General features: G+C 65.1%; 11 protein-coding genes. 9 read left to right on the top strand and 2 right to left on the bottom strand.

Features of this window, described 5'->3' with window-relative positions:
• The first annotated feature begins 135 nt into the window (after positions 1-135).
• From sucC to ABID58_RS00210, 8 genes are all read left to right on the top strand, one after another.
• Positions 136-1,332 (top strand): ADP-forming succinate--CoA ligase subunit beta, encoded by a 1,197-nt coding sequence (gene sucC, locus ABID58_RS00245; protein ID WP_148755122.1) that lies wholly within the window; start codon positions 136-138, stop codon positions 1,330-1,332.
• Between the two features lie 4 nt (positions 1,333-1,336).
• Positions 1,337-1,816, top strand: a complete 480-nt coding sequence (locus tag ABID58_RS00240) for a DUF1579 family protein (RefSeq protein ID WP_148755123.1) — start codon at positions 1,337-1,339, stop codon at positions 1,814-1,816.
• A 34-nt stretch (positions 1,817-1,850) separates the two neighbouring features.
• A complete protein-coding gene (gene sucD / locus ABID58_RS00235) occupies positions 1,851-2,735 on the top strand; it encodes a succinate--CoA ligase subunit alpha (protein WP_148755124.1) in 885 nt (294 codons plus the stop codon).
• A gap of 137 nt (positions 2,736-2,872) precedes the next feature.
• A complete protein-coding gene (locus ABID58_RS00230) occupies positions 2,873-5,842 on the top strand; it encodes a 2-oxoglutarate dehydrogenase E1 component (RefSeq protein ID WP_354031119.1) in 2,970 nt (989 codons plus the stop codon).
• A 199-nt stretch (positions 5,843-6,041) separates the two neighbouring features.
• Positions 6,042-7,280, top strand: coding sequence for a 2-oxoglutarate dehydrogenase complex dihydrolipoyllysine-residue succinyltransferase (gene odhB, locus ABID58_RS00225; protein ID WP_354031118.1), 1,239 nt, complete (start codon positions 6,042-6,044; stop codon positions 7,278-7,280).
• 55 nt (positions 7,281-7,335) lie between these two features.
• Entirely contained in the window at positions 7,336-8,097 is a 762-nt protein-coding gene (locus ABID58_RS00220) for an SDR family oxidoreductase (RefSeq protein WP_148755127.1), read from the top strand.
• 57 nt (positions 8,098-8,154) lie between these two features.
• A complete protein-coding gene (gene lpdA / locus ABID58_RS00215) occupies positions 8,155-9,555 on the top strand; it encodes a dihydrolipoyl dehydrogenase (protein ID WP_148755128.1) in 1,401 nt (466 codons plus the stop codon).
• Positions 9,556-9,589: 34 nt separating this feature from the next.
• On the top strand, positions 9,590-10,120 hold the full coding sequence (locus tag ABID58_RS00210) for a hypothetical protein (protein WP_354031117.1): 531 nt from the start codon (positions 9,590-9,592) through the stop codon (positions 10,118-10,120).
• 164 nt (positions 10,121-10,284) lie between these two features.
• Here ABID58_RS00210 and ABID58_RS00205 read toward each other — a convergent pair whose 3' ends face one another.
• Entirely contained in the window at positions 10,285-10,878 is a 594-nt protein-coding gene (locus tag ABID58_RS00205) for a DUF4337 domain-containing protein (protein ID WP_148755130.1), read from the bottom strand.
• A 103-nt stretch (positions 10,879-10,981) separates the two neighbouring features.
• On the bottom strand, positions 10,982-11,947 hold the full coding sequence (locus tag ABID58_RS00200) for a tyrosine recombinase XerC (protein ID WP_148755131.1): 966 nt from the start codon (positions 11,945-11,947) through the stop codon (positions 10,982-10,984).
• Between the two features lie 123 nt (positions 11,948-12,070).
• Between ABID58_RS00200 and ABID58_RS00195 the strand changes: the two genes are divergently transcribed.
• On the top strand, positions 12,071-14,281 hold the full coding sequence (locus ABID58_RS00195) for a primosomal protein N' (protein WP_354031116.1): 2,211 nt from the start codon (positions 12,071-12,073) through the stop codon (positions 14,279-14,281).
• Positions 14,282-14,295 lie beyond the last annotated feature (14 nt).

Genomic DNA, 14,295 nt, shown 5'->3' with positions numbered 1-14,295 from the left:
AGGCTGGCGGGTTCCGGTTCCGCGATTTCGATGTCATAGAATCCGGGTTGCAGTTCCTGTGGTATATGGTATGCCAGCCACAAGACTGAGGTGGGCCCCTAGGGGTCTCCGCCCGCGGGTTCAGGGAGCGACCATATGAATATCCATGAATATCAGGCCAAAGCGCTGCTGAGCGAGTTCGGCGTAGCGATCTCGAAGGGCGTTCCGGTCCTGAAGGCCGCTGACGCGGAAGCCGCCGCCAAGGCCCTTCCGGGCCCGGTCTGGGTGGTGAAGAGCCAGATCCATGCCGGCGGCCGCGGCAAGGGCAAGTTCAAGGAAGCCTCGGCCGGCGACAAGGGCGGCGTCCGCATCGCCAAGTCGGCCGCCGAGGTCACCGAATTCGCCAAGCAGATGCTCGGCGCCACCCTCGTCACGATCCAGACCGGCGCCGCCGGCAAGCAGGTCAACCGCCTCTACATCGAGGACGGCTCCGACATCGAGAAGGAATTCTATCTCTCGATCCTGGTCGACCGCGAGACCTCGCGCGTCTCGTTCGTGGTCTCGACCGAGGGCGGCGTCAACATCGAGGACGTCGCGCACAATAGCCCTGAGAAGATCGTGACCTTCTCGGTCGATCCCGCGACCGGCATCATGGGCCATCACGGCCGCACCGTTGCCAACGCGCTGAAGCTTTCCGGTGATCTCGCCAAGCAGGCCGAGAAGCTCACCGCGCAGCTCTATGCGGCCTTCGTCGCCAAGGACATGTCGATGCTGGAGATCAACCCGCTCGTCGTGACCAAGCAGGGCCAGCTCCGCGTGCTCGACGCCAAGGTGTCGTTCGACGACAATTCGCTGTTCCGTCATCCCGATGTGCTCGCGCTGCGCGACGAGACCGAGGAAGACGCCAAGGAAATCGAGGCGTCCAAGTACGACCTCAACTACGTCACCCTCGACGGCAATATCGGCTGCATGGTCAACGGCGCCGGTCTCGCCATGGCGACGATGGACATCATCAAGCTCTACGGCATGGCGCCGGCGAACTTCCTCGACGTCGGCGGCAGCGCCAGCAAGGAGAAGGTGGCGGCCGCGTTCAAGATCATCACCGCGGATCCCAACGTGAAGGGCATCCTGGTCAACATCTTCGGTGGTATCATGAAGTGCGACGTGATCGCCGAGGGCGTCACCGCCGCCGTGCGCGAGGTCGGCCTCAGCGTGCCGCTTGTGGTTCGCCTCGAAGGCACCAATGTCGAGCTCGGCAAGAAGATCATCCGTGAATCCGGCCTGAACGTGGTGCCGGCCGACAATCTCGACGACGCCGCGCAGAAGATCGTGAAGGCCGTCAAGGGAGGCTAAGGCCATGACCCAGGACCATCTCTCCGCATCAGCCCCACTTGCAGAGCATGCGCGTCTCGCCGCGTTCGCCGGTGAATGGAACGGCGAAGAGGTGGTCTTTCCGTCGCGCTGGATGGAAGGCGGGCCGGCGACCTCGCGCATCGTGGCGCGCATGGATCTCAATGGCTTCTATCTGATCCAGGACTCGGTGCAGATGCGTGAGGGCAAGCAGAGCTTCGCCACTCACGGCCTCTTCACCTGGGACCGCGACGACCGGACCTACAAACTGTTCTGGTACGATTCACTCGGCTACACGCCGCCCTCGCCCGCCTCCGGCGGGTGGGTCGGCAAGACCCTGACGCTGGTGCGCGGCTCGCTCCGCGGCAATGCGCGCCACGTCTACGAGATCATCGACGACAATTCCTACTCGTTGAAGATCCAGTTCTCGCCGGACGCGGAAGGCTGGGCTGACGTGCTCACCGGCGTCTACCGCCGCATCCACTGACCTCTCACTCGTTAGTTTCGCGAAAGCAGACCTCATGTCCATCCTGATCGACAAGAACACCAAGGTCATCTGCCAGGGCTTTACCGGCAAGAACGGTACCTTCCACTCGGAGGCCGCGATTGCCTATGGCACCAAGATGGTCGGCGGCACCTCTCCGGGCAAAGGCGGCGCGACCCATCTGGGCCTGCCGGTGTTCGACACCGTGCGCGAGGCGCGCGAGAAGACCGGCGCGGATGCATCGGTGATCTACGTGCCGCCGCCGGGTGCCGCGGACGCGATCTGCGAAGCCATCGACGCCGAGATCCCGCTGATCGTCTGCATCACCGAGGGCATCCCGGTCATTGACATGGTCCGGGTGAAGCGCTCGCTGGCCGGCTCCAAGTCGCGCCTGATCGGGCCGAACTGCCCGGGCGTCATGACCGCCGGCGAATGCAAGATCGGCATCATGCCGGCCAACATCTTCAAGACCGGCTCGGTCGGCATCGTCTCCCGCTCGGGTACGCTGACCTATGAAGCCGTGTTCCAGACCTCCCAGGAAGGCCTCGGCCAGACCACTGCGGTCGGCATTGGCGGCGACCCGGTCAAGGGCACCGAGTTCATCGACGTCCTGGAAATGCTGCTGGCCGACCCCAAGACCGAATCGATCATCATGATCGGCGAGATCGGCGGCTCCGCCGAGGAAGACGCCGCCCAGTTCCTCAAGGACGAGGCCAAGCGCGGCCGCAAGAAGCCGATGGTCGGTTTCATCGCCGGCGTGACCGCACCTCCCGGCCGCCGCATGGGCCATGCCGGCGCGATCATCTCCGGTGGCAAGGGCGATGCCGGCTCCAAGACCGACGCGATGAAATCCGCAGGGATTACAGTGTCGCCGTCTCCCGCGCGTCTTGGCCACACGCTTGCCGAAAAGTTGAAAGGCTAATTCACTCCTTCGTGCTTTTCCGGGCGAAGTTTCGCAGCAAATAGGATAAATGGTGCCTGTCGCGCTGAGCCCCTGCCGGGGAGCTCAGCGTGAGCGCCGTTTGTTATGCGCGAACCGAAATCGCCAGGAACTCAAGTATGTCTCGCCAAGACGCGAACGCAGCCTTTGCCCTCTCATCCTTTTTGCAGGGCACCAACGCCACCTACATCGACGAAATCTACGCCCGCTACGAGAAGGACCCGTCCTCGGTCGACGCCGAGTGGCAGGAGTTCTTCAAGAGCCTCAACGACCAGCCCGCTGTCGTCCGCAAGAACGCCGAAGGCCCGTCCTGGGAACGCGCCAACTGGCCGCTGACCCCGAAGGACGACCTGACCTCCGCGCTCGACGGCAACTGGGCCGAGGTCGAGAAGGCGATCGGCACCAAGATCGCCGCCAAGGCGCAAGCCAAGGGGGCTGACAAGGGCGCGGATGTCTCTTCCGCAGATGTGCTCCAGGCCACGCGCGACTCCGTCCGTGCGTTGATGCTGATCCGCTCCTACCGCATGCGCGGCCACTTCCACGCCAAGCTCGATCCGCTTGGCATCGAAGCTCCGCGCAACCGCGAAGAGCTCGATCCCCGCACCTACGGCTTCAGCGAGGCCGATTTCGACCGCAAGATCTTCCTCGATCACGTGCTCGGTCTCGAATACGCCAACTTGCGTGAGATCACCGCGATCTGCGAGCGCACCTATTGCCAGACGCTCGGCGTCGAGTTCATGCACATCAGCAATGCCGCGCAGAAGGCCTGGATCCAGGAGCGCATCGAGGGACCGGACAAGGAAATCTCCTTCACCCGCGAAGGCCGTCGCGCCATCCTGATGAAGCTGGTCGAAGCCGAAGGCTTCGAGAAATTCTGCGATACCAAGTTCACCGGCACCAAGCGCTTCGGCCTCGACGGCGCTGAATCGCTGATCCCCGCGCTCGAGCAGATCATCAAGCGCGGCGGCAATCTCGGCGTGAAGGAAGTCGTGGTCGGCATGCCGCATCGCGGCCGCCTCAACGTGCTGACGCAGGTGATGGGCAAGGCCCATCGCGCGCTGTTCCATGAATTCAAGGGCGGCTCGGCCAATCCCGACGCGGTCGAAGGCTCGGGCGACGTCAAGTACCACCTCGGCGCGTCCTCGGACCGCGAGTTCGACGGCAACCGCATCCATCTGTCGCTGACCGCCAACCCTTCGCATCTCGAGATCGTCGATCCCGTCGTGCTCGGAAAAGTTCGCGCCAAGCAGGACCAGCACGGCGATCCGCCGGACCAGCGCATCTCGGTGATGCCGCTGCTCATGCATGGCGACGCCGCGTTCGCCGGCCAGGGCGTGGTCGCGGAATGTTTTGGTCTGTCGGACCTGAAGGGCTACCGCACCGGCGGTTCCGTGCACTTCATCGTCAACAACCAGATCGGCTTCACCACCTATCCGCGCTATTCGCGCTCCTCGCCTTACCCGTCGGACGTGGCGAAGATGATCGACGCGCCGATCTTCCACGTGAACGGCGACGATCCGGAAGCCGTAGTGTTCGCGGCCAAGGTCGCGACCGAGTTCCGGCAGAAATTCCACAAGCCCGTCGTCATCGACATGTTCTGCTACCGCAGGCATGGCCACAACGAAGGCGACGAGCCGGCGTTTACCCAGCCGGTGATGTACAAGAAGATCGCGGCTCATCCGACGACGCTGGAGCTCTACGCCCGCCGCCTGATCGGCGAAGGCGTGATGACCGAGGGCGAGGTCGACAAGGCCAAGGCCGACTGGCGCGCGCGGCTCGATGCCGAGTTCGAGGCCGGCACCTCCTACAAGCCGAACAAGGCCGACTGGCTCGACGGCAAGTGGGCCGGGTTCAAGATCGCGGACCAGGAAGAGGATGCGCGGCGCGGCGTCACCGGCGTCGACGTCACCGCGCTGAAGGATATCGGCCGCAAGATCACCAAGGTGCCGGACGGTTTCCGCGTTCACCGCACCATCCAGCGGTTTCTCGAGAACCGCTCGAAGGCGATCGACACCGGCGCCGGCATCGACTGGGCAACCGGCGAGGCGTTGGCGTTCTGCACGCTGCTCAACGAGAATCACCACGTGCGCCTGTCAGGCCAGGATTCGGAGCGCGGCACTTTCTCGCAGCGCCACTCGGTCCTGATCGACCAGGAGGACGAGAGCCGTTACACGCCGTACAACCATCTCGGCCACGAGCAGGGCCATTACGAGGTCATCAACTCGCTGCTGTCGGAAGAAGCCGTGCTCGGCTTCGAATACGGTTATTCACTGGCCGAGCCGAACACGCTGACCCTGTGGGAAGCCCAGTTCGGCGATTTCGCCAACGGTGCGCAGGTCGTGTTCGACCAGTTCATCTCCTCGGGTGAACGCAAATGGCTGCGCATGTCCGGTCTCGTCTGCCTGTTGCCGCACGGCTATGAGGGCCAGGGGCCGGAGCACTCCTCGGCGCGTCTGGAGCGTTATCTGCAGATGTGCGCGGAAGACAACATGCAGGTAGTCTATCCGACCACGCCCGCGAACTACTTCCACGTGCTGCGCCGCCAGCTTCATCGCGAGATCCGCAAGCCGCTGATCGTGATGACGCCAAAGTCGCTGCTGCGCCACAAGCGCGCGGTGTCGCGTCTGGAGGAGCTCGCGAAGGGAACGACGTTCCACCGCATCCTTTATGATGACGCCCAGATGCAGCCGAGCGAGGCCAACAAGCTCGTTCCGGACGACAAGATCCGCCGGATCGTGCTGTGCTCGGGCAAGGTCTATTACGACCTCTACGAGGAGCGCGAGAAGCGCGGCATCGACGACATCTACCTGATGCGCGTCGAGCAGCTCTATCCGGTGCCGCTGAAGGCGCTGGTGGCGGAGCTGTCCCGCTTCAAGAAGGCCGAAGTGATCTGGTGCCAGGAAGAGCCGCGCAATATGGGCGCGTGGCACTTCATCGAGCCCTATCTGGAATGGGTGCTGAACCAGGTGAACGGCGTGAGCCGGCGTCCGCGGTATGTCGGCCGCGCCGCTTCCGCCGCGACCGCCACTGGTCTGATGTCCAAGCATCAGGCGCAGTTGAAGGCGTTCCTGGACGAAGCATTGAGCTAAGAAGTTTTCAAGACGTCGTCATGCCCCGCCCAGTGCGCAATCGCGCACAAGGGCGGGGCATCCAGTATTCCGCGGCGCTCGTTTTAATCACGAAAGTCTCGGCGTACTGGATTGCCCGCCCCCGTGCGCAAGCGCGCACAAGGCGGGCAATGACGTATGAAATTCACGACCGCATTGGCGATCCCTTAAGGAAAAGACCATGACTGAAATTCGTGTGCCGACGCTCGGCGAATCCGTCACCGAGGCCACCATCGGCCGCTGGTTCAAGAAGGCCGGCGATCCCGTCGCCGTCGACGAGCCCTTGGTGGAGCTCGAGACCGACAAGGTCACCATCGAGGTCCCGGCGCCCTCCGCCGGCACGCTGAGCGAGATCATCGCCGCTGACGGTACGACCGTTGCGGTCGGCGCGCTGCTCGGCCAGATCACCGAAGGTGCCGCCGGTGCAAAGCCGGCTGCTGCTCCCGCCAAGGCCGCCGCCGCTGCTCCGGCGCCTGCTGCTGCGGCTCCCGCTCCGGCTGCGAAGGCGCCGCCGGCCGATGCGCCGCTCGCCCCGTCCGTGCGAAAACTCTCCGCCGAGACCGGCGTCGATGCTTCGACCGTTCCGGGCTCGGGCAAGGATGGCCGCGTCACCAAGGGCGACATGCTCGCCGCGATCGAGCGTGCGGCGTCTGCGCCGACCCCGGTCAACCAGCCCGCCGCCGCCGTGCAGGTGCGCAGCGCCTCGCCGGCCGACGACGCCGCCCGCGAAGAGCGCGTCAAGATGACCCGCCTGCGCCAGACCATCGCGCGCCGCCTCAAGGACGTGCAGAACACCGCGGCCATGCTGACGACCTTCAACGAGGTCGACATGACCAACGTCATGGCGCTGCGGGCCCACTACAAGGATGCGTTCGAGAAGAAGCACGGCTCGAAGCTCGGCTTCATGGGCTTCTTCACCAAGGCCGTCGTGCAGGCGCTGAAGGACATCCCGGCCGTCAACGCCGAGATCGACGGCACCGACCTGATCTACAAGAACTACTACCACATCGGCGTCGCCGTCGGCACCGACAAGGGTCTGGTCGTGCCGGTCGTGCGCGATTGCGACAACAAGTCGATTGCCGACATCGAGAAGGGCATCGCCGATTTCGGTCGCCGCGCCCGTGACGGCCAGCTCAAGATCGACGAGATGCAGGGCGGCACCTTCACCATCACCAATGGCGGCATCTACGGCTCGCTGATGTCGACCCCGATCCTGAACGCGCCGCAGTCCGGCATTCTCGGCATGCACAAGATCCAGGATCGCCCGATGGTCGTCGGCGGCAAGGTCGAGGTCCGCCCGATGATGTATCTGGCGCTGTCCTACGATCACCGCGTCATCGACGGCAAGGAAGCCGTGACCTTCCTGGTTCGCGTCAAGGAGAGCCTGGAAGATCCGGCGCGCCTGGTGCTGGACCTCTGATCCCCGATGCTCTGCCAGCGCCGTCGCCGCTTTGCGCGACGGCGTGTGTCGAACCATGGAGGCGCGCGTGACCGATAAAATCGTTGTCATCACCGGCGGCAGCCGCGGCATCGGGCGGGCGACCGCGCTTGCGGCAGCCGCGCGCGGCTACCGCGTCGTGGTCGGCTATGCCAGCAACAGGAAGGCCGCCGACGAGGTCGTCGCCGCGATCATGGCCGGCAACGGCAAGGCCATCGCGGTGAAATGCGATGTCGGCGAGGAAAGCGATATCGTCGACCTGTTCAAGCAAGCCGACCAGTTCGGCACGCTTGCCGCACTTGTCAACAATGGCGGCATCGTCGGCAAGAGCGGCGTGCGCGTCGACGAGATGTCGGCCGAGCGCATCCAGCGCGTCATGGCGGTCAACGTTACCGGCTCCATCCTCTGTGCGCGCGAAGCGGTGAAGCGGATGTCGACCAGGCATGGCGGCAAGGGCGGCGTCATCGTCAATCTGTCATCGGTTGCTGCCAAGCTCGGCGCGCCGAACACTTACGTGGATTACGCCGCATCCAAGGGTGCGATCGATTCCTTCACCATCGGTCTCGGCTATGAGGTCGCCAGCGAAGGCATCCGCGTCGCCGGTATTCGCCCCGGCCTGATCGACACCGAAATCCACGCCTCCGGCGGCGAGCCGGACCGGCACCACCGCCTGGCCCATCTGGTGCCGATGAAGCGCGTCGGCACCGCCGATGAAATCGCCAATGCCATCGTCTGGCTGATGTCGGACGATGCCTCCTACGTCACCTCAGCCATTCTCGATGTGTCCGGCGGACGCTAACGCGCCGCGCGGACGTTGACACATCCTCATCACGCTAAACTTACGGGACTTTCTCTCATGGCTACCTACGATCTCGTCGTCATCGGCACCGGACCGGGCGGTTATGTCTGCGCGGTGCGCGCCAGCCAGCTCGGCATGAAGGTCGCCGTGGTCGAAAAGGACGCAACGCTCGGCGGCACCTGCCTCAATGTCGGCTGCATGCCGTCGAAGGCGCTGCTGCACGCCTCCGAGATGTTCGAGGAAGCCGGGCACTCCTTTGCCAAGATGGGCGTGTCCGTCTCCACGCCGAAGCTCGAGCTGCCGGCGATGATGAACTTCAAGCAGCAGGGCATCGACGGCAACGTCAAGGGCGTCGAGTTCTTGATGAAGAAGAACAAGGTCGACGTGCTCAAGGGCACCGGCAAGATTTTGGGCACCGGCAAGGTCGAAGTCTCCGCCGACGGCAAGTCGCAGGTGATCGAGACCAGGAACATCGTGATTGCCACCGGTTCGGACATCGCGCGCCTCAAGGGCATCGAGATCGACGAGAAGCGCATCGTGTCGTCGACCGGCGCGTTGTCGCTGGACAAGGTCCCGGGCAAGCTTCTCATCGTCGGCGCCGGTGTGATCGGGCTCGAGCTCGGCTCGGTCTGGAAGCGGCTCGGTGCCGAGGTCGTTGTCGTTGAATTTCTGGACCGCATCCTGCCCGGCATGGACGGCGAGATCGCCAAGCAATTCCAGCGCATCCTCGAGAAGCAGGGCTTTGCGTTCAAGCTCGGTGCCAAGGTCACCGCGGTCGATACCTCAGGCAAGACGCTGAAGGCGACCATCGAGCCGGCGGCCGGCGGCGCCGCCGAGACGCTCGAAGCCGACGTCGTGCTCGTCTGCATCGGCCGCGTGCCCTACACCGACGGGCTCGGCCTGAAGGAAGCCGGCGTCGCGCTCGATCCCCGTGGCCGCGTGCAGATCGATCCGCATTTCGCCACCAGCCTGAAGGGGGTCTATGCCATCGGCGACGTCGTCGCCGGCCCGATGCTCGCGCACAAGGCCGAGGATGAAGGCGTGGCGGTTGCGGAGATCATTGCGGGCCAGGCCGGTCACGTGAACTACGACGTTATTCCAGGCGTCGTGTATACCACCCCGGAAGTGTCCTGCGTCGGCAAGACCGAGGAAGAGCTGAAGCAGGCCGGCGTGGCTTATACGGTCGGGAAGTTTCCCTTTACCGCCAACGGCCGCTCCAAGGTCAATCAGACCACTGACGGTTTTGTGAAGATCCTCGCGGATGCGAAGACCGATCGCGTGCTCGGCGTGCACATCATCGGCATCGAGGCCGGCGAAATGATCCATGAAGCCTGCGTTCTCATGGAGTTCGGCGGCAGTGCGGAGGATCTCGCGCGTACCTGCCATGCGCATCCGACCCGCTCGGAAGCCATCAAGGAAGCCGCGCTTGCAGTCGGCAAGCGGGCCATCCATATGTAGGTTCGGTTCCAGAGCCGAATCGGGCGGGAAACACATGCTGCGCCGCCTTCTTCAACCGGTCTGGATCCTGCTGGCGATCATCTTTTTGATCGAAGCCTGGCTGTGGGACCATTGCGAGCCGATCGTTGCGCGGGTTGTCGCGCTGATCCCGCTCGCCCGGTTCAAGGACTGGCTTTCGGAGCGCGTCGACGCGCTCTCCCCGGCGATGACGTTGATCGTCTTCGTCGTCCCGATCATCCCGCTGTTTCCGCTCAAGCTGGTCGGCCTGTGGCTGCTCACGCATGAATACTGGACCAGCGCGCTCTTCACGATCCTGTTCGCCAAGATGCTCGGCGTCGGCGTCACCGCCTTCGTGTTCGACGTCACGCGCGACAAGCTTCTGGAGATGCACTGGTTCGAGCGGCTCTACGAGCTGGTGCTGAAGCTGCGCGCCAAGGCCGCCGAGATCGTCGATCCGGTCAAGCGGCGCATCAAGGAGCTCGTCAGAGGCAACGGCGAAGGCTGGTCCTCGCGCACGCTCCGCCTGATCCAGCGCTTCCGCAAGAGCGTGCACGAAGCGCGGTAGCCGTTCGCCACACACTCACTGTCGTTGCCCGCCTTGTGCGCACTTGCGCACTGGGGCGGGCGATCCAGTATTCCAGAGACAGCGAGATTAGAACCGAGGAGCTGCGGCGTACTGGATGCTCCGGCCAAGCCGGGGCATGACAGCGGTGTGCGTGGCAGCGCCCCTCACCCGTGCAGATGCAACAAATGCGGCGACCATGCGCCGAGCACGGTCATGCCAAGTCCGGCGAGCGTCAGCAGGCCGGCGATCCAGGCGAGCGGCAGCATGCCGGTGATGATGGTGGCCGACGCCAGCACGATGCCGATCTGGAATGCGGCCGACGCCAGCTCGAAGTGATGGTACTTCGCGGTCGCCTCGTCGCGCACGTGCTCGGCTTCCTTGGCCTTCTCGGCGAGCTGCTCGGTGCCTTCGCCGGTCTCGGGCTCGGAGCGGTAGCGCGCCGCGGTCTTCTGCCAATCGTCGATCTGCTTCTGCACCGCGGCCTTCATGGCGTCGTCGGTGGCGGCGCCCAGTGTCAGCTTGCCCTGGTCGGCGGCGGTCTGGACGACGGTGCGGCGGATGCTCTTGGCCTGGAAGAACGCCCAGAGGTTGGAGGCCTCGACGTTCTTGCTGATCGACTCGGTCTGGGCGCCTTTGCCGAGCGTCTCGGAGATCGCCAGGAACAGCGCCAGCACCGCGATCAACAGGGCGATCTTCTTGTTCTCGCCGGATGCGTGCTCGGCATGCTCGGCGTGCTCCATGCTTTCGTGTGCGCTCATAAATCCCTCCTGCCTCGGTTCCGCAACGATTGACCGAACCGCGCGGCCTGCGCAAGAGGCATGCTCGCCAACAGAGCCTGCTATGACAGCTTCATGTCAGGTGTCAGCGCCTTGGATGCGCGCTCGCATAGACTTCCAGCAGCCGCTCGGAATCGATGCCGGTGTAGATCTGCGTGGTCGAGAGCGAGGAATGGCCGAGCAATTCCTGGATCGCGCGCAGATCGCCGCCGCGCGAGAGCAGATGCGTGGCGAATGAGTGCCGCAGCGCGTGCGGCGTAGCGCTGTCGGGTAGTCCAAGCGCGCCGCGCAGCCGCTCCATCGCGAGCTGGATGATCCGCGGGCTCAGCGGACCGCCGCGGGCGCCGACGAAGATCGGCCCGTCCTGTGGCAGCGCATACGGGCACATCGCAACATATTCCTGCACCAGCGCGAGCACGTTTTGCAGCACCGGCACCATGCGGGTCTTGTTGCCCTTGCCTGTAACGATCAGCACGTCGCCTTCGCCTGCCTTCGGCACCTCGCGGCGCTTCAGGCCCAGCGCTTCGGAGATGCGCAGGCCCGAGCCATACAGCAGTGCCATCACGGCCGCGTCGCGCACCAGAATCCAGGTCTCGCGATCCTCGCCGGCGCGCTCGTCGGCGTCAGCCAGGCGCTTTGCCGACGCCATCGGCAGCGGCTTCGGCAAGGTCTTGGCGACCTTCGGCGCGCGGATCGCGGAGAGTGCTCCGACCTTGCCCTTGCCTTCGCGCTCCAGGAAGCGGCCGAAGGAGCGCAGGCCCGCGAGCGCGCGCATCAGGGAACGGCCGGCAATATCGTCGGCGCGCCGCATCGCCATGAAGGCGCGGATATCGGTGGCTTCCAGCGACGCAAACCGCGCCAGCGTCACGCGTTCACCCCAATGGCTGCACAGGAAATCCAGGCATTGCCGCAAGTCGCGGCCATAGGCCTCCAGCGTCTTCGGCGACAGCCGCCGTTCGGCGCCGAGATGCGCCAGCCAGCGTGCCATCTCCTGCGCGATGTCAGGATCGGCGCTGGCGAGCTCGATTGGAGGGGCGGCCGCTTTGCTCATGCGCTCTGGACGTAATGATTCCGCACAGTATATCGCATCACACCCGTTTACTGTTCGCTAAGGCGACGCCACGGCGCTAGCCTCAACTCCCCCAGGTTCCGATTCTCCGTCCAAAAATCATTCATGGATCATTCGTCGCGCAGCCAGACCGCCCCCGCCACCGCGACCCGCATGGTCGACGTGCTGGTGCCGGTCGCGCTCGACCAGACCTATTCCTACAAGGTGCCGCGCGGCATGGAGCTGAAGGCCGGCGATCTCGTCGGCGTGCCGCTCGGGCCTCGCGAGGTGCTCGCCGTGGTCTGGGCGGAAAACGCCAATCCCGATCCGCGCCTCCACAACCGCCTCAAGGAGGTCAACGAGAAGCTCGATCTTCCCCCGCTCAAGGGTGATCTGCGCGCGGTCGTCGACTGGGTCGCCAATTACACGCTGAGCCCGCGTGGCATGGTGCTGCGCATGTGCCTGCGGATGGGCGAGCATCTCGGGCCCGAGCGCGTGCGTGCCGGCGTGCGTCTGGCCGGCGATCCCCCGCGGCGGCTGACGCCGGCACGTCAGCGCGTGATCGAGGTGCTGTCGGACCGGCTGCTGCACGCCAAATCCGAGGCCGCGAAGGAAGCCGGCGTGTCGGCCGGCGTGATCGACGGCCTCGTCGACGAGGGCACGCTCACGGTCGAGCCGATGCCGCCCCCGCCTCCGCCGCCAGCGCCCGATCCGGATTTCGGCCGGCCGGATTTTTCGCCGCTGCAGCGGGCCGGCGTGGATGCGATGCGCGCGCTCGCGGCCAACGGCACCTTCCACGTCGCACTGCTCGACGGCGTCACCGGCTCGGGCAAGACCGAGGTCTACTTCGAAGCCGTTGCGGAATCGATCCGCCGCGGCAAGCAGACGCTGATCCTGATGCCGGAGATCGCGCTCACCGGCCAGTTTCTCGATCGTTTCGCGCAACGTTTTGGCGTGCGCCCGATCGAGTGGCACTCCGAGCTCACGCCGCGCACCCGCGCGCGCAATTGGGCCGCGATTTCGGAAGGGACCGCGCCGGTCGTGGTCGGCGCGCGCTCGGCGCTGTTTCTGCCTTACGCCAATCTCGGCCTCATCGTCGTCGATGAAGAGCACGACCAGGCCTACAAGCAGGACGAGGGCGTGCATTATCACGCCCGCGACATGGCGGTGGTGCGCGCACATATCGCCAAGATCCCGATCGTGCTGGCCTCTGCCACGCCGTCGGTCGAGTCCGAGGTCAATGCGCGCAAGAACCGCTATCAACGCATCGCGCTGCCGTCGCGCTTCGGCGGCCAGCACATGCCGCATATCGAGGCGATCGACATGCGCCGCGAGCCGCCCGCGCGCGGCCGCTTCATCTCGCCGCGGCTGGCCGGGGAGATCAGAACCGCGATCGAGAAGCGCGAGCAGGCGCTGCTGTTCCTCAATCGCCGCGGTTATGCGCCGCTAACGCTCTGCCGCGCCTGCGGCCATCGCTTCGCCTGCACCATCTGCGATGCCTGGCTGGTCGATCACCGCTTTCGCCAGCGTCTCGTTTGTCATCACTGCGGCTTCTCGATGCCGCGTCCGCAGACCTGCCCGCATTGCGCGGCGGAGGAATCGCTGGTCGCGGTCGGGCCCGGCGTCGAGCGCCTGCAGGAGGAGGCGGCCGCGCTGTTTCCGGAGGCGCGCACGATGGTGCTGTCGAGCGATCTCATCACCTCGATCGAGACGATGCGTTCGGAGCTTGCCGAGATCGCGGAGGGCCGCGTCGACATCATCATCGGCACGCAGCTCGTCGCCAAGGGCCACAATTTTCCGCGGCTCAACCTGGTCGGCGTGGTCGATGCGGATCTCGGCCTTTCCAATGGCGATCCGCGTGCGGCGGAGCGGACCTGGCAATTGCTCAACCAGGTGATCGGCCGTGCCGGGCGTGAGCAGGGCCGCGGCGTCGGCTATCTCCAGACCCATCAGCCGGATCACCCCGTGATGAAGGCGCTGATCGCCTGCGACCGCGAGGCCTTCTACGACAGCGAGATCGATCTGCGCGAGAAGACGCTCTATCCGCCGTTCGGCCGGCTCGCGAGCCTGATCATCTCGGCCGGCGACCGTCCGAGCGCAGAAGGCCTGGGCCGCAAGCTCGTTGCGCTCGCGCCGCGCGACGAGCGCGTGGTGGTGCTGGGCCCGGCCGAAGCCCCGCTTGCCGTGATCAAGGGCCGCTACCGCTTCCGCATCCTGGTGAAATCGGCGCGCGGTTTTGATCTCTCCGACTATCTGCGGAACTGGCTCGCGGTGTGCCCGAAGCCGAAGGGCAATCAAAAACTCGAGGTCGACGTCGATCCGCAGAGCTTTTTGTAAGAGATCGCTCTCTC

This window comes from Bradyrhizobium sp. S3.2.6, assembly GCF_040546885.1.
Classification (GTDB): Bacteria; Pseudomonadota; Alphaproteobacteria; order Rhizobiales; family Xanthobacteraceae; genus Bradyrhizobium; species Bradyrhizobium cytisi.
This window is presented reverse-complemented; position numbering and strand designations above follow the sequence as displayed.